Raw genomic sequence first — 17,800 nt, 5'->3', positions numbered from 1 at the left:
GGCGTGTCCGTTCGCACGGCACGCCCCGCATGCATTTGAGCGTGCCGACCGGGTAATATCCACCGACAGCGTTGCACGAACGTTCCCGGCGGCGTGCGGGACAGATCAATAACATCGAGAGAAAGGAGCACAAGGTGGATATTCTGCGCAGTCTCCTGGGTATGCTGTTCCTGCTGCTGGTTGCGTATCTGCTGTCGAACAACCGGCGCGCGGTAAGCGGCCGGACCATGATCGCCGCGCTGTTCACGCAGTTCGCGATCGGCGCGCTGGTGCTGTTCGTGCCGTCAGGCCGCGCGGCACTGGCAGCGGCCGCGAACGGCGTCAATCGCGTGCTTGACATGGGCAATCACGGCATCGCGTTCGTGTTCGGCGGGCTGGTGGACAGCCGGATGTTCCAGTTGTTCGGCGACGGCGGGTTCGTATTCGGCCTGCGCGTGCTGCCGATGATCATCTTCGTCACCGCGCTGATCGCGGTGCTGTACTACGTCGGCGTGATGAAGTGGCTCGTCGCGATCCTCGGTGCAGGGCTGGCGAAAGTGCTCGGCGTGAGCCGTATCGAGGCGTGCTCGGCCGTCGCGACGATCTTCCTCGGGCAAAGCGAGATGCCCGCGCTCGTGAAGCCGTTCGTGCGGAACATGACGAGCGCCGAGATCTTCACGGTGATGGCGAGCGGCATGGCGTCGGTCGCGGGCTCGGTGCTGGTCGGCTACGCCGGCCTCGGCGTGAAGATGGAGTATCTGCTCGCCGCGTCGTTCATGGCGGTGCCGGGCGGGCTGCTGTTCGGCAAGCTGCTGTTTCCGACCGTCGAGCCGAGCCGCGTCGTGGTCGACGGTCTCGATTTCGACGACAAGCGGGCCGCCAACGTGATCGAGGCGGCGGCGTCCGGCGCGTCGGTCGGCCTGCGGATCGCGATCAACGTCGGCGCGATGCTGATCGCGTTCGTGGGGCTCATCGCGCTGATGAACCTCATCGTCGGCGGCGTGGCCGCGTTCGCGGGCTTTCCGCAGGTCACGCTGCTGGGCATCCTCGGCCACCTGTTCGCGCCGCTTGCGTGGATCATCGGCGTGCCGTGGCACGACGCGGCGCTGGCCGGCAATTTCATTGGCGAGAAACTGATCTTCAACGAGTTCGTCGCATACGGCGACCTGTCGCCGTACCTGAAGGGCAGCGAGCACGTCGCGGCGGCCGGCCTGCAAGTGCTCGACCCGAAGACGCTCGCGATCGTGTCGTTCGCGCTGTGCGGCTTCGCGAACTTCTCGTCGATCGCCATTCTCGCGGGCGGCTTCAGCGCGGTCGCGCCGGAGCGTCGGTCGGAAGTCGCACGGCACGGCTTGCGTGCGCTGACGGCCGCGACACTGTCGAACCTGATGAGCGCCGCGATTGCCGGCTTGTTCTTCTCGCTGCATTGAACCGCGCAGCGGCCACTGACCGACCGAGGAGATGCAACGATGTTTCTACCGCAGGAATTCATCCGCAAGAAGCGCGACCGGCAGCCGCTCGATCGCGACGAGATTGGCGCGTTCGTGCGCGGCGTGACCGACGGCAGCGTGACCGAGGGCCAGGTGGCGGCATTCGCGATGGCCGTGTATTTCAACGACCTGAGCGTCGACGAACGCGTCGCGCTGACGATTGCGCAGCGCGACTCGGGCGACGTGCTCGACTGGCGCGCGCTCGATCTCGGCGGACCCGTGATCGACAAGCATTCGACCGGTGGCGTCGGCGACGTCGTGTCGCTGATGCTCGGACCGATGGTGGCCGCGTGCGGCGGATACGTGCCGATGATCTCGGGGCGCGGGCTCGGCCACACCGGCGGAACGCTCGACAAGCTCAGCGCGATCCCCGGCTACGACGTGACGCCCGATACGGATGCGTTTCGCCGCACGGTGCGCGACGTCGGCGTCGCGATCATCGGGCAGACCGCTCGGCTGGCACCGGCCGACAAGCGCATCTATGCGATTCGCGATGTGACGGCGACCGTCGAGTCGGTCGCGATGATCACCGCGTCGATCCTGTCGAAGAAGCTCGCGGCAGGACTCGACGGGCTCGTGATGGACGTCAAGGTCGGCTCCGGTGCGTTCATGCCGACCATCGAGCAATCGGCGGAACTGGCCCGCAGCATCGTCGACGTCGGCAACGGCGCCGGCATGAAGACGACCGCGATCCTTACCGACATGAACCAGTCGCTCGCACCGTGTGCCGGCAACGCGCTCGAAGTGGCGTGCGCGATCGACTACCTGACGGGCAAGTCGCGTCCGGCCCGGCTGCATGAAGTGACGATGGCGCTCTCGGCACGGTTGCTCGTCACCGGCGGGCTGGCGCAGGATGCCGCGCAGGCGCGCGCGATGCTGCAGCGGGCGCTCGACTCGGGCGCGGCGGCGGAACGTTTCGCGAGAATGGTCGTGGCGCTCGGCGGCCCCGCGGACCTGATCGATGCGCCCGGGCGACATCTCGCGCGGGCGGCGGTAATCGTGCCGGTTCCGGCGCGCGCGAGCGGCGTCGTGCAGCGGGTCGATTGCCGCGCGCTCGGGCTGGCGGTCGTTGCGCTCGGCGGTGGCCGCACGCGCGCGGCGGATGCGATCGACACCCGTGTCGGCCTGTCCGCGCTCGCGGAGATCGGGCAGCGCGTCGAGGCCGGCCAACCGCTCGGTTGCGTGCACGCCGGCGACGCCGCCGCGGCGGCGCGCGCGGTGGACGCGGTCCAGCGCAGCTATGTGCTGGGCGAGACGGGCGATGCGCCGCCGACCATTTACGAGCGGATCGGCTGACCGGTCGCCGGTGCCGGCACGGAGGGAGCGTGCGGGCATCGGCGGCCGCTTCACATCACGGGATGTATCGTGCGCGCCGGGATGCGGCTGCGTCGATGCATCCCGGCACACCACCGGAGGCATCATCGAGATGGAACGAGACGAATTGCTCGAACAGGCAAAGGCGGCGCGCGAACGCGCGTATGCGCCGTATTCGCGCTTCAAGGTCGGCGCGGCGCTGCAGGCGCGCGACGGGACGATTTTTCACGGCTGCAACGTCGAGAACGCGTCCTACGGACTGTGCAATTGCGCGGAGCGCACGGCGATGTTTTCGGCCATCGCCGCCGGCTATCGTCCGGGGGACTTCGCGCGGCTCGCGGTCGTCGGCGACACGGACGGCGCGATCGCGCCATGCGGCGCGTGCCGTCAGGTGATCATCGAGATCGGCATGCCCGACATCGAAGTGATCCTGGGCAACCTGAAAGGCGATGTCGAGGTGACGACGGCGCACGCGTTGCTGCCGGGCGCGTTCCGGTTGTAGCGGAGCGCGCCGCGGCGAGCGTGCGCCGTCGTGCGGCGCGCCGCACGTATCACGCGTCGTCGCGTGCTTCGCGGATCGGGATCACGGTGCGGCCGCCGCACTGGCGCAGCAGGTCGCGCAGCTCGTTGATGACCGGAAACACCTCGTGGTTCCAGTCGGCGCCCTGGCGATCATGTGCTTCCTGTTCGCGCTCGACGATCCAGCGGTCCTCGCGGAAGATGCGCTCGGTAAACCAGACGAGCAGCGGCCACGCGAGATCGAGCGCGAACGGGATGCCGGGCTTGTGGATCGACAGCAGTCCGAACGTGCGGTTGGTGCGTTGCTCGGCGTCGAGCGGCACGTAGACGATCCACAGGTCCATCACGAGCGTGCCTTCGCTCGAACGGATCCGCAGCGTCTGGTACGGGTAGCCGGTGCGTACCGTCATCACGCTCTTGTCGGACTGGTCGGCCGGCTTCTTGCTCGCGCCGAACACGAGCGCCTCGCCGACCGGCTGCTTGCCCTCCATCCGCGCGAACGTGTAGTCGACCTCGACCCAGTCGTCGCCGCGGCGCCGGCCCACCGAGCGCGCGCGCATCTGCCCCATCTGCTTGCGATGCAGGAACTGATGGTTCATGTCCATCAGGTTCTCGTGCATGAACGAGTAGTGGCACTTGACCTCGCGGCCGAAGCGGCGGGTCTTGTACGCGGGGTTGTCCGCCGATTCGAGCGCGGGAAACGGCCGCGTGTCGGCGAGCGTCGCGTCGCCGGGGAACACGAAGATCAGCCCGTGCGCTTCGCGGCACGGATACGCGCGCACGCCGTTCGGCAAACGCTCGCGGCCGAGGTAGGGCACGTCGACGCAGCGGCCGCTGTCGCACGCGTAGGTCCAGCCGTGATAGCAGCAGCGCAGCGTTTCGCCGCTCACGACGCCCGCATGCAGCGGCACCTGGCGGTGCGCGCAACGATCTTCGAGCGCGTACACGGCGCCCGATTCGGTGCGCACGAGCACGATCGGATCGCCGGCGAAGCGCACGCCGAGCGTCTTGCCGCGCTTGAGCTCGCGCGACCACGCGAGCGGATACCAGTGATCGGGGTGAATGGGCACGCGGCGCAGGTCGCGCACGAGCGCGCCGGAAGACGATTCTTCGAGGGTGCTGCTGTCAGGCAAAGGCACTGCGAGCATGCGTGACGTCTCCTGGCTGGGCAGAAAGTCCGGGCGCCGCAAGAAGCGGCGGGAATCTGAAGAAGTCTACGCGAAGTTGCCCGATGTGGCGGACGCGATGCGGGTTTGCCCCGGCATGACGGCCGGGGTTTCGTTGATGCGGCGCAAACCGGGCCGCAGGCGGTGCGCGCCCGCCCCGGCCGTGCGGCGGGCAGCAAACCGGCCGCGCGGCCGGTCACCGGTCACGAGCCGGCATCGCGCCACAGCACCGCGTCCGTGCGGTACAGCGCCGGGAAGCGCTGCTTCAGCCCGGCGACCTTCGGCAGGTCGTTGAACGCGATATACGGCGCGTCGGGATGCAGTTCGAGGTAGTTCTGGTGATAGGCCTCGGCCGGATAAAACCCCTTGTATGCCTCGACGCGCGTGACGACGGGCGCCGGAAACACGTGGGCGCTGCCGAGCTGCGCGATATACGCGGTCGCGACCGCGCGTTGCTGCGCGTTGGTCGGGAAGATCGCGGACCGGTACTGCGGCCCTTCGTCGGGGCCCTGCCGGTTGAGTTCGGTCGGGTCGTGCGCGACCGAGAAGAACACCTGCAGCAGCCGGCCGTACGTGATCTGCGTCGGATCGTAGACGATGCGGACCGATTCCGCATGCCCGGTCAACCCGGAGCCGACGAGCGCATAGTGCGCGGTTTCGGATGCACCGCCTGCATAGCCGGCCGTGACCTGCTTCACGCCCTTCACGTGCTCGAACACGCCCTGCACGCCCCAGAAGCAGCCGCCGGCGAGCACGGCCGTCTCGTCGTGCGACGCGCCGGGCGTTTCGTCGAGCGTCGGCGCGGGCACGGTGCGCATCGGCTCGGCGGAATTGACGATGCGCTGGAAGCCGAACACGGCGGCGGCCGCGACGGCGATGGCGCCGATGCGGCGCAGCATCGCTGCGCGCCGTCGCGGCGCGGAATCGCGGGTGGGTGTCGGGTTCATCGTTTGCTCCTTCGGAATGCGTTGTGGAAGACGGTGCTCGGGTGGCGGCGTTGCCCGCGTGCGGCGCCCGCATGCGGCGCCCGCGTTCAACCGAATGTGAATGCGTACGCATCGACACCGGGATCGAGAAACTCGATCGCGAACGTGCGGTCGGCGATCGCGCCGGGTTGCCGGACGAGCTGGTACAGGCGCTGCCCGGTGACGGTGCCGTAGCCCTGCGCGTCGACGTCGGCGCCGTGCGCGGCACCGGGCGCCGCGCCGTCGAGCGTCACGCGAAAGCGCACGGGCTGGCCGTTCGCGCCCGAGCCGAGCACGAGGTGCAGGTCGCGTGCATGGAAGCGGTAGACGATCCGGCCGGACGGCGCGGCGAGCGACGCGCGCTCGGTGCCGACCTGCCAGGTGCCGGCGAGGCCCCAGTCGTTGAGACCGGGGCGAGCCGGCGCGTCGTAGCGGTGGGCCGCGTCGCGCACGACGCCGCCCGGCGACGAGAAATCTTCCGCGCGCGCATAGCCGACGTAGGTTTCGGGCGAGCGGACGTCCGCGGCGTCCGCCGCCGCGAGCGCGCCCTTCGCGGGCGCACCGGCCAGCCCGAGCGGCACGTTCAGCGCTTCCGGATGGCCGGCTTCGGCGAGCAGCGACTGGATCGCGCGTTCCGACTGCGCGTATTCGCCTTCGCCGAAGTGGTGATGACGGATGCGCCCTTGCGCGTCGATGAAGTAGTGCGCGGGCCAGTATTCGTTGCCGAACGCGCGCCAGATCGAATAACCGTTGTCGATCGCGACCGGGTAGTCGATGCCGAGGTCGTGCACGGCTTTCTTCACGTTGCCGATGTCGCGCTCGAACGCGAACTCCGGCGCGTGCACGCCGATCACGACGAGCCCGTACGGCGCGTACTTGCGCGCCCACGCGTTGGTGTACGGCAGCGTGCGCAGGCAGTTGATGCACGAATAGGTCCAGAAATCGACGAGCACGACCTTGCCGCGCAGGCCGGCCGCCGTCAGCGGCGGCGAGTTCAGCCACTGTACGGCGCCGTCGAGCGACGGGAGCGTGCCTTCGACGGGCAGCGCGGCCGGCTTCACGTCGGCCGCGCGCATCATCGCGCTGCCGGCCATCGCACCGCCGCCGGCCTGCGCGCCATCGGCAGTCGCGGCCATCATCGCGCCGCCGCTTGCGTTGCCGGACGTGTTGCCGGCAGCGTTGCCCGTGGCGGCCGTCGTTGCGGGCGCACCGTTCGAGCGCCCGCCGAGCCGGTCGACGAGCTTCGTCTCGAGCCCGCCCGTCGTGACGGTCGACAGTTGCGCGAGCGCACCCGTATCGAGGCCGAGCGCGATCGCGCCGACGCCGGCCAGCAGCGCCGCGCCGATCCCGCGCCGGATCCATTCGCCGGCGCCGAGCGAGCGCTTCATTGCGGCGAATACCTTGCCGCCGATCACGAGCGCGACGGCGAGCGACGTCGCCGCGCCGGCCGCATACGCGACGAGCAGCAGCGTCGTGCCGACGCTCGCGCCGCGCAGCGCGGCGCCGGTCAGCACGAGCCCGAGGATCGGGCCCGCGCACGGCGCCCACAGCAGGCCGGTCGCGATGCCGAGCAGCAGCGACGACGCGGGGCCGGCCGGACGGCCGTCGCGCTGCGCGAGCCCGGTGAGCCGGTTGCCGGCGGCGACGAGCGGGCGCGTCAGGTGTTCCGCGAAGCGCGGCATCAGCAGCGTCAGGCCGAACACCGCGAGCAGCACGATGGCGATCCAGCGGCCGGCCTGGTTGGCCTGTGCGACCCAGCCGCCGCCGACGGCGGCGAGCGTCGCGACGACGGCGAACGTGAGCGCCATGCCGGCCAGCAGCGGCAGGCCGGTGCGCACGAACGGCTGGTCGGCGCGCGCGAACACGAACGGCAGCACGGGCAGGATGCACGGGCTCAGGATCGTGAGCACGCCGCCGAGATAGGCAAGGACGATGAGCAGCATGGTGCGTTCTCCAGTCGGTCGGGAGCGGGGCCGGATCAGGCGGCGGCCGGGTGGAAGGCGAGCGCGAGCCCGTTCATGCAGTAGCGCAGGCCGGTCGGCGGCGGGCCGTCGTCGAACACGTGGCCGAGATGGCCGCCGCAGCGGCGGCAGTGCACTTCGGTGCGGACCATCCCGAACGACGCGTCGGCGTGGGTGCCGACCGCGTGGTCGAGCGGTTTCCAGAAGCTCGGCCAGCCCGTATGGCTGTCGAACTTGGTGGCCGACGAGAACAGCGCGAGGTCGCAGCCGGCGCACGCGAACGTGCCGGGCCGGTGCTCGTCGTTCAGCGGGCTGCTGAACGGCCGTTCGGTGCCGGCGTCGCGCAGGATCGCGAACTGGGCGGGCGTGAGCCGGCGATGCCATTCGGCGTCGCTGAGCGTGATTTCGAAAGGGGCGGCCATCCGTGGGGCGGCGGGCGGTGGAGCGGCCGGCGGCGCGGCGAATGCGCGGCCGACCAGCGCGCGACGGCCGGCGGACGACAGCGCCGCGAGCGCGGCGAGGCCGGTGGCGCCGGCGAACAGCAGCAGATGTCTGCGGGTGGGCATGATGGGCTCCTGGAAGCAGGTCCTGAAAACATGCGCCTATCGTAGGCAGCGGCCGGTGTCGAAGTCCTCACGAAAAGTTAAATGAATCGTGATGTTTTCCGGGTAATCCGGCCGGGTCCGCTGAAATCCGTCCAGGCCCCGTCTGACAAGGGTTTGCTGGATATTGGTGGTCGCCAGCTTACACGGCGCCGCAACTGCGCTTCACCGTTGACGTCGACGGTCAACCCGAACCCTGCGCGATCACGGCCGAGGCGCTCGACGATCATTTCGGCGCGCGCTCGGCGCTGTAAGCCGACCTGCGTGACGCGTTCGGGCGCGGTCGGGCCTTACGCTCCCATGCGGCCATTGCTCGACGCGGCGGGCCGACGTCTCCGTCCGAGCTCGAATACCGCGGCCTTACCGGCCAGGAGCGGCGGTTCGGCCCGCGCGCGTCGCTTGCTCGGGTTCGACAGCCGCCGGCGCATGAGCCTGTGAAGCCGGCGGCGTCGCATTCATATACACCGGTGCAGCCTTTTTCTCCTTTCGTACTCCCGGTGGCGGCGCGGTCGGGCGCTGCTCCATGTCGGTCAGCATCTGCTTGCACGGCAGCGGCTGATCGCGGCCCGGCTGGAGCAATGCGAGCAAACTCGCGAGCGGATTCAGCAGGCCTAGCGCCACCGCCGCCCCGCCGCGCGCGATGAGCGCGCCCGGCTTCACGCCCACGTGCGGCTGCTTGAAGGTGCCGGTGACGTACAGCGGCGAGCGCAGCGATATCACCCGGAACCCCTTGGTATGCGGATGAATCGTCAGGTTCATGGTCTCGTCCCGCAGGTTCACGTTACCGTTCATGCCGATCACCGCATCTTCGGTGTCGAGCGCGAATACGCGCGAGTCGAGCACGCCATTGGTGACCACGAAATCGGCCGCCGCGCAGTTGATCTTCACGTCGCGATCGCGGAACAGCTTCTCGTACACCACGTTCGCCACGTTCAACCCGGCCGCTTCCATCAGCACCAGGCTCACGGTGCCGTCCGTGACCAGCGTCTTCACTTCTCCGTTGGACGTGGCGGCGAGCGCCGCCGGCGAGTTGCCGGTGGCCGACAGCGCGGCATCGCCGTTGACTTCGCCGAGCGCCGTCTGCATGACCTCGAACGTCGGGAATAGCCGCTTCAGCTTCAGGTGTCGCGCCTGCAGCGTGAACCGCCCCTTGAGCGGCGTGCCACTGCCGTCCAGGTGGATGTTCGACGCCAGCGTGCCGCCCGCGACACCGAAGTTCAGCGGGTTGAGGGTCAGCACGCCGTCCTGCATGACGACGTGGGTCGTCAGGTCGGTGATCGGCAAGCTCGGGGACTTGATGATGCGCTGCCCGGTGAACCGGACGTCGGCGTCGATCTTCTTCCAGCGCTCCGTGTGGAACGCCTCGACCGGCAGTGCCTTGTTCGCGGGCTGCGCGACCGCGGCGCCGCGGCGCGCCTTGCTGGCATTCGTGTCGGCGCCGATGAGCGGCGCCAGGTCGGCGAACCGCAGCACCTTCGACACCAGCGTGCCCGACAGGAGCGGCCTCGGTTCGCGCGAAACGTACACCAGCGTGCCGGTGAGATCGCTGCCGCCGACACGCCCCGTGAAGTCCTCGTACTTGAAGACATTTCCGGACGCGCGGAATTGCCCGATCAGCCGTCCGTCGGTCGCATAGGGCGGGGTTTCGGGCAGTGTGATGCCGGTGACGTCGTACAGGTGCGCCATGCTGGTGCCCGCGAGCCACAGTCGCAGGTCGACCGCCGCCAGGTGCGCCGGATCGGTCAGCGTGCCGACGAGCGCCAGCTTCGTATCGCCGAAGCGCAAATTGGCCTGGACCGGAAACGGGCGCTGACCGCTTTGCAGTCCCAGCACGTTTCCGAGCTTGCCAGTGCCGGCAACGTGCCCTTTCTTGTAGGTTCCGTCGACGGTCCACCCGATCGTGTAGTCGCCCGTGCTTACGGACGCGGCGGGCGCGGCGCCTGCCGATGCGCCGGACGCTGCGGAGGCCGTCGCGCCCGCCGCCGCTGTCGCGGACGTGCTCGACGCAGCCGATGCCGCCGGGGCGATCGCGGTAGTGGATATCGCGGCCGACGCTTGCGACGCCGCGGCCAGCGCTTGCGACGCCGCTGCCGATGCGCGGGATGCCGCTTCGATACCCGACACGGGCGCCGGGGATCGTGCCGCACCGTGGTGTACCTGTGCCGCGAGTTTCTTTTGGCCCTCCTGGCCGACGGCCTGCGCCGATTCGCTGCGCGCCAGCGCCGCCTGCTGCTTCAACGCATCGCCGAACGCAATCGGCTTGCCGAGCGTGTCGATCACACCGCTCAGGTCGAATTGCTTCTGTTGGTCGTAGTAGCGGAGCTTGCCGGTGGCGAACGCGATATCGTGCAGGTCGAGCGTCCACTTGCCCGGATGACCGGCATTCTTGAGCTGGAACGTCCAGTTGACGCGCCCGTCCGCGAGGCGTTCGAGGTCGACGGATGGATTGACGAGGTCGATGGCCGGAATCACGATGCGGCGCGCGAGCAGCGGCAGCGCCTCGACTTCGAAGCTGATCGCGTCGAGCGTGGCGAAATGCTTCGTGCGCGCCCAGTCCGGGTTGGCGATCGTGACATTGCGGGCGCTGAATCGCGGCCACGGCACCCAGGCGCGCCAGCCATGCTCGCTCGCGGGCCGATGCCACCCGACACGCAGGTCGCCGTTGATGGCGAACTGCCGTCCGATCGCGTCCGATACCTTGTCATCGACCCAAGGGCGCGCGCGGTTCCAGTCGAACGTCACGATGAAGACGAACAGCGCGGCAATCGTCAGGGCAACGACAACGGCGAGCCACGCGGCCATCTTGCCGACGGTATGGCCGTTGCGCATCTTTCACTCCCGGGTTGGGCTGCACCGAAACGATGGCGCAATTCGTGTTCCCGAATGCGCTTCGACCGGCCAACTGGTCTATTTCAGCGTTGCAACCAGGCAGGCGAGTCCGGAAATGGCAAGCCCGATGGGATCGGGAAAGTGAACCTTCCGCATCGACCCCGAAGGTTTCGACAAGGGCGAGCGATATGTGCAGGCGCTTGAGCCGTGCGAAACGTATCAACGCTGAAACATTTTCATCCGCTCACGGCGACTTTCCGTGTATTCCGGCGGTTCGTATCGTCCTGCGAATCGAGTGCGTCGAGATGGCATATCGCTTGCTACTAAATACTAAAGATTGCACCCGCAGACGAGTGATCCGGGAAATAGCGTCCAGGTGCGATCGTCTTCATGAGGATCAAGAGGAAATCGTAATGAGCATACTTGCGACTTACACGTTCGCATTGCAGCACGGCAGCCATGTAACGTTCCTTATTCCTCAGAACGGCTGCCCATCCGGCGCGGCCCAGTTTTTCCTTGCCGCGCATCTGTCCGATGGTGCTGGATCGCTCGCCGACAGATTTCATCGAGCGAACAGGTTTGCCGAGCTGACTTCACCCGACGCGCATGAGAATTTGTCCTATCGCTACCTGGTCGATCTCGGCGGGCATATCGTCGCGTTTCGGCACGACTCGGAGGGGAACGAGTGGGAGCGGTTTTTCTCGGGACACTACGCGGAATTCATCAATGGGCACGCGCCGCTCAAGGTTCTCGGCGACGGCGTGCTGAAGCACATCAAGTCCTGTACCGGCGGAAATGACGAATGGGTGACGCGCGGGCAGCTTGTCAGGCGTCATGCCGCAGCCGTGGAGACATTGTCGTTGCAACGCGAACGATTTCCGGAGCGGGCGGATGTCATTTCAAGCTATCAAAGCGATGTCGATGCGCTGGCCGTTTCTCTCAGGCGATACAGCGAAAGTGAGGATTTTGAATGAATGCGGCAGAATATTTATTAAAAAATATCGACCTGCATTATCTGACAGCTTCAAAAAATGACAATTTCAAGCGATTATAAGAAATATATTTTGGGATTTATATATTCATACCATTTCGCATGCTTGCTTGATTTTGATCAATGATAACGTTTCCGAATCAGGGCATCCACCTACGAGGTGGCGGACCGGAAATGGACGCGGGCGCGTTAGAATGTGCCCACTAAATCGCGCATTGAATCGTCGCAGGAAATGGTGGGGTCGTTACAAACTCTCGCACACCTTGTTGCGTTGAAAAGCGGGAGGCATGCGTTCGCGCATGCATACACAATCCAATTGTCCGATACGAATATTCCATGCAGACCATGCTAAGTCCGCACGAAATTACTACTTTAATGATCGTTTGGGATGCTCCTGATCAGATCGAACTGGATCGCGACGAACTCGTCACGCTCATCGAGCATCGCCTGATCGCCGTTGATCAGCCGGCATCGGGTTGTCGGCGTGTCCAGGTTACCGCAGAGGGCCGCGCCGTCCTGAAAGCGGTCTCGCGAATGCGTTGAGTGATCCGAGTTGGCCGAAAATGACGGAGGATGCTATGAGCGGAGCATGGGTCGGGTTCGTGGTCGGCGCGTTCGTGCTGGCGTTTGCGGCAATTGCCGCAATGAACCGCTATCGCCGCGAGCATCGTCGCGCGGAACTGCTTAGAAATCTGGACCACCATGAATGGTGGCACTGGACTCATACCTCCACCGCGGGTTCGCGAACCGCGAAAAGATGAACCGCGTACATCGCAGGTCAGGCATCCGGCAGCAGGTCGCGCGCGACACGTTGCAATAACGCGTCGGGCGTGGCCGTCTCTGCCAAGTACCTCTTCGGCCACCACAACTGCCTCTACGGAGTGCGTGTTGGCGGGCGCGAGCTAATGTCGGAAGTGGTGTACGGCGGTGTGGAGCGGAATCGGCGGGAGGCGGTGGCGATTGCAGGAGAATGTTGCTTTCCAAGGTAACGAACCCAGCAACCAATCCACCACCATGGCGAAACGTAATCGGGAAGCGAACGACAGTCAAGCAACGGAAACAGAATTCAAGGGGCCCGTCGGCCTGGACGAGTTGATCCAGCAAGGCGCGCGGCAGATTATCCAGCAAGCGATCGAGGCGGAATTGAAGGCATTGCTCGAGCAATATTCGAACGTGAAGACGCTGGACGGCCGGCGGGCGATCGTGCGCAACGGCTATCTGCCTGAGCGAGACGTTGTCACGGCAATCGGACCGGTAACGGTCCAGGTGCCGAAGGTCCGCGATCGCTCGGGCTCGGGGGTAAAGTTCAACTCGGAGATCGTGCCGCCCTACGTGCGCAAGTCGCCGCGTGTGTCGTCGGCGCTGCCGTGGCTGTATCTGCGCGGCGTCTCGACCGGCGACATGAGCGAAGCGCTCAGCGTATTGCTCGGCGACCAGGCGAAAGGCCTGTCGGCAAATACCGTCATTCGTCTCAAAGCGATCTGGGCGGACGAATTCGCGCAATGGAACAATCGGGACTTGTCGGCGGCCCGCTGGGTCTACTGGTGGGCCGACGGCATTCATACTGGGGCGCGCAGCGAGGATTCCGACGGGCAATGTCTGCTGGTGATCATCGGCGTGAAGCCAGACGGCAGCAAGGAACGCGTCGCGCTCGCCGACGGCTACCGCGAGTCGAAGGATTCGTGGGTCGAGCTACTGCTCGATCTGAAGGCTCGCGGTCTACAAGCCGGCCCACTGCTAGCCGTCGGCGACGGCGCGATGGGCTTGTGGGCGGCACTCGAGGAAGTGTTCCCGCAGACGCGGCACCAGCGCTGCTGGTTTCACAAGATCGGCAACGTGCTCAACGCGTTGCCGAAGTCGCAGCAGGGCAAGGCCAAGGCCGCGCTCGCGGAGATCTGGAACGCCGCGACGCGCGCCGATGCGATCGTCGCCTACGATCAGTTCGTCGCGACCTATACGGCCAAATATCCGAAAGCTGTCGAGAAGGTCACGAAGGATCGCGACGAGCTGCTCGCGTTTTACGACTTCCCGGCCGAGCACTGGCAGCATGTGCGCACGACGAATCCGATCGAGTCGACCTTCGCGACGGTCCGCCACCGCACGACCCGCACGCGAAACTGTCTGTCGCGCGCGACCTTCCTCGGCATGGCCTTCAAGCTCATCGAAGCAGCAGAGGAATCATGGCGCCGCATTCGCGGTGTCGACAAAATCGAACAGATCTTGAACGGCGTGCCCTTCAAGGACGGAACACCGGTGACCGAGAGCACACCGGCTCCTGCTCAACCGCTTGCCGCTTGATCATGCTGCTCGACTGTCGTACACCACATTTGACATTAGCTCGGCGGGCGCGCCTGATGTTCGTTACTCCGGAGAGGGCGAAGGTGTATCGCTATGGTATGTAGCAGGGGTCCCTTTGATTCCTGTGCAATGTTCCGGCTGGATCTACCCCGGCTTGGCGGTGCCCCTGACTTCCTGAGATTCCCTTCCGAAAACGACGTTCCACCAAACGGTCGGCCTCTTCGCGGCCACGGCGTCAGGGCATGCGAGCCCACCGTGTTCCATATTTGCCTGAGCGTTTTGATCTCGTCATGCGAAGCGGCGTGGAAGCGCGTTTCGTAGGCAAGGAGGTGGGCGGCAGGAGCCCGGATCGACCGGCGCTCTAGAATTGATGCCTGTGCCGAAGCGCCTTTGCCCGGACAAACCGTTCGACGTTCATGTCGACGCCGGCCAGTCGGGCGAGTAGACCTCCTCAACGGATTCCAACATGCGCATCCCACCACTCAAGGCAATCATCGCGTTCGAAAGCGTGGCCCGGACCAAGAGCGTGAATCGCGCTGCGGACGAGCTCGGCCTGACCGCGTCCGCCGTGAGCCACCAGCTCAGCAACCTCGAATCGCTGATCGGTCAGCCGCTGTTCCAGCGATCGGGGCGCGGGCTCGTCCTCACGCCGACCGGCGAGCGCTACCTGGCGGACGTCACCGGCTCGCTGGCCGACCTGAGCCGCGCAACCGAGCGTGCGTCGAGCCGCACCGAAGTCGATATCCTGCGCGTGCATTCGAGCCCGAGCTTCGGGTTGATGTGGCTGCTGCCGCGGCTGTCGTCGTTTCAGGAGGCGAACGGCGATATCCAGCTGAACCTCGCGTGCTCCTACGAAAACGTGTCGTTCTCGAACGGCTTCTACGATATCGATGTCCGGCACGGCTACGGCAACTGGGACAACCTCGAGGTCAGGACGGTGCGCGGCGAGTTCATTGCGCCGCTCGCTTCGCCGCAATATCTTGAACGGCATCCGGTGAAGGCGCCGGAAGAACTGCTCGCGCATCGGCTGATCTATTCCGAAACGCCGTTGGTCCAGTGGAAGCAGTGGTTCGGTCGGGCCGGCGTATCGCTCGCGGCTCAGAAGACCTTCGATTTTTCATTCGACCGGTCATACATGTCGCTCGAAACCGCTGCGCTGGGCCTGGGCATCGCGCTCGAAAGCCTGATGCTTGCGTCGGTGAAGATCCGCGAAGGGCTGCTGGTTCCGGTGTTCGACGAGACTCATGCGGTCGAAGTCGGCGCGCATCACCTCGTTTACCCGCGGCAGAACGCGGAACTGCCCCGCGTGAAGCGTTTCCTTGCGTGGATCGAGCGGGAGGTCGCGGCTTACGGGCGGCCGGGCTGAGCGCCTCGTCCTCCGGTCCGCACGCGATATTGCGTTGCAGCACCCGCGGCGCGCCGTGCGGCGTCATCTGAAATTTTCTCAACTATGGCTGAGCGTTTCCGCGTTGATGCGGGTGTCCGGTGAGCCGACACTCTGGACACACATCAACAACAGGAGACGACCGATGTTGCTCGACAACAAGACCATCATCGTGACAGGCGCCGCATCGCCGCGCGGTATCGGCAAGGCCACGGCCCGCATACTGGCTGCACACGGCGCACGCGTTGCGATTCTCGACCTTCGCCGCGAAGACGCCGAGGCAGCCGCCGCCGAACTCGGGACGGACCATCTCGGCCTGGCATGCGACGTGACCGACCGCGACGCGTGCATGGCCGCGGCCCGCGCGACGCTGGAGCGCCATGGTCGCATCGACGGCCTCGTGAACAACGCCGGCGTCACGCAGCCCGTGCGCACGATGGACATTTCCGGGCGCGACTTCGACACGATCGTCGACGTGAACCTGCGCGGCACGCTGTACATGTCTCAAGCGGTGCTGCCGGCGATGAAGGAGCAGCGCGGCGGCAGCATCGTGTGCATGTCGTCGGTGTCCGCGCAACGCGGCGGCGGCATCTTCGGCGGTCCGCACTACAGCGCCGCGAAGGCCGGCGTGCTCGGTCTCGCGAAGGCAATGGCGCGCGAATTCGGCGCCGACCATATCCGCATCAATTCGATCACGCCGGGCCTGATCCAGACCGACATCACCGGCGACAAGCTGACGCCCGACATGCGCGAGGAGATCATCAAGGGCATTCCGCTCGGCCGCCTCGGCGATGCCGCCGATGTCGCCAACGCATGCCTGTTCCTGCTGAGCGACCTGTCGAGCTACCTGACGGGCATCACGCTCGACGTCAATGGCGGGATGCTGATCCACTGAAACGGTGCCGCGAAAATCGCGGCGCCGCCCATCATGCACCCGGGACAACCCGGGGCCATGGCAGGAGACAAAGATGAGAGCAAAGTACCCCGCACCGCCGGTTCCGGGCGAGATGCTGCAACGGGACGATGCGCAGACGTTCGAAGCGGCCGCCTACGCGAAGGTGGCGCGACGGCTGATCCCGTTCCTGATGCTGTGCTACCTGGGCGCCTATCTCGACCGCGTCAACGTCGGGTTCGCGAAACTGCAGATGCTCAACGACCTGCGCTTCAGCGAGACGGTGTACGGCATGGGTGCAGGCATTTTCTTTCTCGGCTACTTTCTGTTCGAAGTGCCGAGCAACCTGATCCTGCATCGCGTCGGTGCGCGCCGCTGGCTCGCCCGCATCATGCTGACGTGGGCAGTCATTTCGGCGAGCTTCGTGTTCGTCAGGTCGCCCACCGCGTTCTATGTGCTGCGGTTCCTGCTCGGCGTCGCCGAAGCGGGTTTTGCACCGGGCGTGATCCTGTACCTCACGTACTGGTTCCCGTCGGCACGCCGCGCGAAGGCACTGTCGCTGTTCTTCATGGCGATTCCGCTGGCGGGGATCATCGGCGGGCCGCTGTCGGGCGCGATCATGCATTCGCTGCACGGCGCGATGTCGATGGCGGGCTGGAAGTGGTTGTTCCTGCTCGAGGCGCTGCCTTCGTTCGTGCTGGGCTTTGCGATCCTGCTGTATCTCGATGACGGCATTGCCGGCGCGAAATGGCTGACCGATGCCGAAAAAGCCTTGCTGGCGCGCAACGTGTCGGCCGACGCCGAGCACACTACCGCCCACCTGTCGATTCGTTCGTTCGTCGCCGACCGCCGCCTGTGGCTGATGGCCGCGATCTACTTCTGCGTCGTGCTCGGTCAGTACGGCCTCACGTTCTGGCTGCCCACGATCATTCGCAAGGCCGGGGTTGCCGATCCGCTGTGGGTCGGACTGTTCACCGCGATCCCGTATGCGTGCGCAATCATCGCGCTGCCGCTGATCGGCATGAGCGCGGATCGCCGCCGCGAGCGTCGCTTCCATCTCGCGGTGCCGATGCTGATCGCGGCGGCGGGCTTCGCGACTTTGCCGACGCTCGGCAGCGTCAGCGCGTCGATCGTGTGCCTGAGCATTGCGTCCGCCGGCATCCTCGCGTCGTCGTCGCAGTTCTGGTCGCTGCCGACGGCCCTGCTGGGCGGGATGTCGGCGGCGGCGGGCATCGCCGCGGTCAACTGCTTTGCCAATCTCGCGGGCTTCTTCTCGCCTGCGATCGTCGGCTGGCTGAACGACCTGACCGGCAAGTCCACTGCGGGACTGCTCTTCATCTCCGTCGCGATCACGGTCGGCGCTCTGCTGGTGTTCCTGGTGCCCCGATCCGTCAACCGCTGATTCGATTT

At 66.2% G+C, this 17,800-nt stretch carries 15 protein-coding genes and 1 pseudogene; 11 read left to right on the top strand and 5 right to left on the bottom strand.

Annotated features, from left to right (window positions below):
- Positions 1-134 precede the first annotated feature (134 nt).
- From FPJ27_RS04050 to FPJ27_RS04040, 3 genes are all read left to right on the top strand, one after another.
- Complete coding sequence (locus FPJ27_RS04050) at positions 135-1,409, top strand: NupC/NupG family nucleoside CNT transporter (protein ID WP_204420913.1); 1,275 nt, start codon at positions 135-137, stop codon at positions 1,407-1,409.
- 39 nt (positions 1,410-1,448) lie between these two features.
- Positions 1,449-2,765 (top strand): thymidine phosphorylase, encoded by a 1,317-nt coding sequence (gene deoA / locus FPJ27_RS04045; protein WP_204420912.1) that lies wholly within the window; start codon positions 1,449-1,451, stop codon positions 2,763-2,765.
- Between the two features lie 130 nt (positions 2,766-2,895).
- Positions 2,896-3,285 (top strand): cytidine deaminase, encoded by a 390-nt coding sequence (locus tag FPJ27_RS04040; protein WP_204420911.1) that lies wholly within the window; start codon positions 2,896-2,898, stop codon positions 3,283-3,285.
- Between the two features lie 49 nt (positions 3,286-3,334).
- On the opposite strand, the gene FPJ27_RS04035 is transcribed toward FPJ27_RS04040, so the two are convergent.
- The 4 genes from FPJ27_RS04035 to msrB all read right to left on the bottom strand — a co-directional run bounded on the left by FPJ27_RS04035 (position 3,335) and on the right by msrB (position 7,960).
- Complete coding sequence (locus tag FPJ27_RS04035) at positions 3,335-4,450, bottom strand: aromatic ring-hydroxylating dioxygenase subunit alpha (protein ID WP_204420910.1); 1,116 nt, start codon at positions 4,448-4,450, stop codon at positions 3,335-3,337.
- 221 nt (positions 4,451-4,671) lie between these two features.
- Positions 4,672-5,415, bottom strand: coding sequence for a peptide-methionine (S)-S-oxide reductase MsrA (gene msrA, locus FPJ27_RS04030; RefSeq protein ID WP_072444023.1), 744 nt, complete (start codon positions 5,413-5,415; stop codon positions 4,672-4,674).
- Positions 5,416-5,501: 86 nt separating this feature from the next.
- Complete coding sequence (locus tag FPJ27_RS04025; protein ID WP_204420909.1) at positions 5,502-7,376, bottom strand: cytochrome c biogenesis protein DipZ; 1,875 nt, start codon at positions 7,374-7,376, stop codon at positions 5,502-5,504.
- Positions 7,377-7,411: 35 nt separating this feature from the next.
- Entirely contained in the window at positions 7,412-7,960 is a 549-nt protein-coding gene (gene msrB, locus FPJ27_RS04020; protein ID WP_204420908.1) for a peptide-methionine (R)-S-oxide reductase MsrB, read from the bottom strand.
- A 194-nt stretch (positions 7,961-8,154) separates the two neighbouring features.
- Between msrB and FPJ27_RS36280 the strand changes: the two are divergent.
- Positions 8,155-8,310: pseudogene (locus tag FPJ27_RS36280) on the top strand (DUF1488 family protein); the annotation flags it as partial.
- Between the two features lie 46 nt (positions 8,311-8,356).
- Here the strand turns inward: FPJ27_RS36280 and FPJ27_RS04010 are convergent.
- Positions 8,357-10,825 (bottom strand): AsmA family protein, encoded by a 2,469-nt coding sequence (locus FPJ27_RS04010; protein ID WP_204420907.1) that lies wholly within the window; start codon positions 10,823-10,825, stop codon positions 8,357-8,359.
- Between the two features lie 413 nt (positions 10,826-11,238).
- On the opposite strand from FPJ27_RS04010, the gene FPJ27_RS04005 reads away from it, so the two are divergent.
- From FPJ27_RS04005 to FPJ27_RS03975, 7 genes are all read left to right on the top strand, one after another.
- A complete protein-coding gene (locus FPJ27_RS04005; RefSeq protein WP_110281429.1) occupies positions 11,239-11,799 on the top strand; it encodes a hypothetical protein in 561 nt (186 codons plus the stop codon).
- A gap of 362 nt (positions 11,800-12,161) precedes the next feature.
- Positions 12,162-12,359, top strand: coding sequence for a hypothetical protein (locus FPJ27_RS04000; RefSeq protein WP_072444061.1), 198 nt, complete (start codon positions 12,162-12,164; stop codon positions 12,357-12,359).
- 35 nt (positions 12,360-12,394) lie between these two features.
- Entirely contained in the window at positions 12,395-12,577 is a 183-nt protein-coding gene (locus tag FPJ27_RS03995; RefSeq protein ID WP_072444060.1) for a hypothetical protein, read from the top strand.
- Positions 12,578-12,830: 253 nt separating this feature from the next.
- Positions 12,831-14,114: an IS256 family transposase gene (locus tag FPJ27_RS03990; RefSeq protein WP_204420906.1), complete on the top strand. Its 1,284-nt coding sequence runs from the start codon at positions 12,831-12,833 to the stop codon at positions 14,112-14,114.
- A 466-nt stretch (positions 14,115-14,580) separates the two neighbouring features.
- Positions 14,581-15,480, top strand: coding sequence for a LysR substrate-binding domain-containing protein (locus tag FPJ27_RS03985; protein ID WP_175964001.1), 900 nt, complete (start codon positions 14,581-14,583; stop codon positions 15,478-15,480).
- A gap of 163 nt (positions 15,481-15,643) precedes the next feature.
- Positions 15,644-16,393: a glucose 1-dehydrogenase gene (locus FPJ27_RS03980; RefSeq protein WP_072444012.1), complete on the top strand. Its 750-nt coding sequence runs from the start codon at positions 15,644-15,646 to the stop codon at positions 16,391-16,393.
- Positions 16,394-16,466: 73 nt separating this feature from the next.
- Positions 16,467-17,792, top strand: coding sequence for an MFS transporter (locus FPJ27_RS03975; protein WP_204420905.1), 1,326 nt, complete (start codon positions 16,467-16,469; stop codon positions 17,790-17,792).
- Positions 17,793-17,800 lie beyond the last annotated feature (8 nt).

The organism is Burkholderia sp. MS455 (assembly GCF_016899445.1).
GTDB classification, from domain to species: Bacteria; Pseudomonadota; Gammaproteobacteria; order Burkholderiales; family Burkholderiaceae; genus Burkholderia; species Burkholderia pyrrocinia_C.
This window is presented reverse-complemented; position numbering and strand designations above follow the sequence as displayed.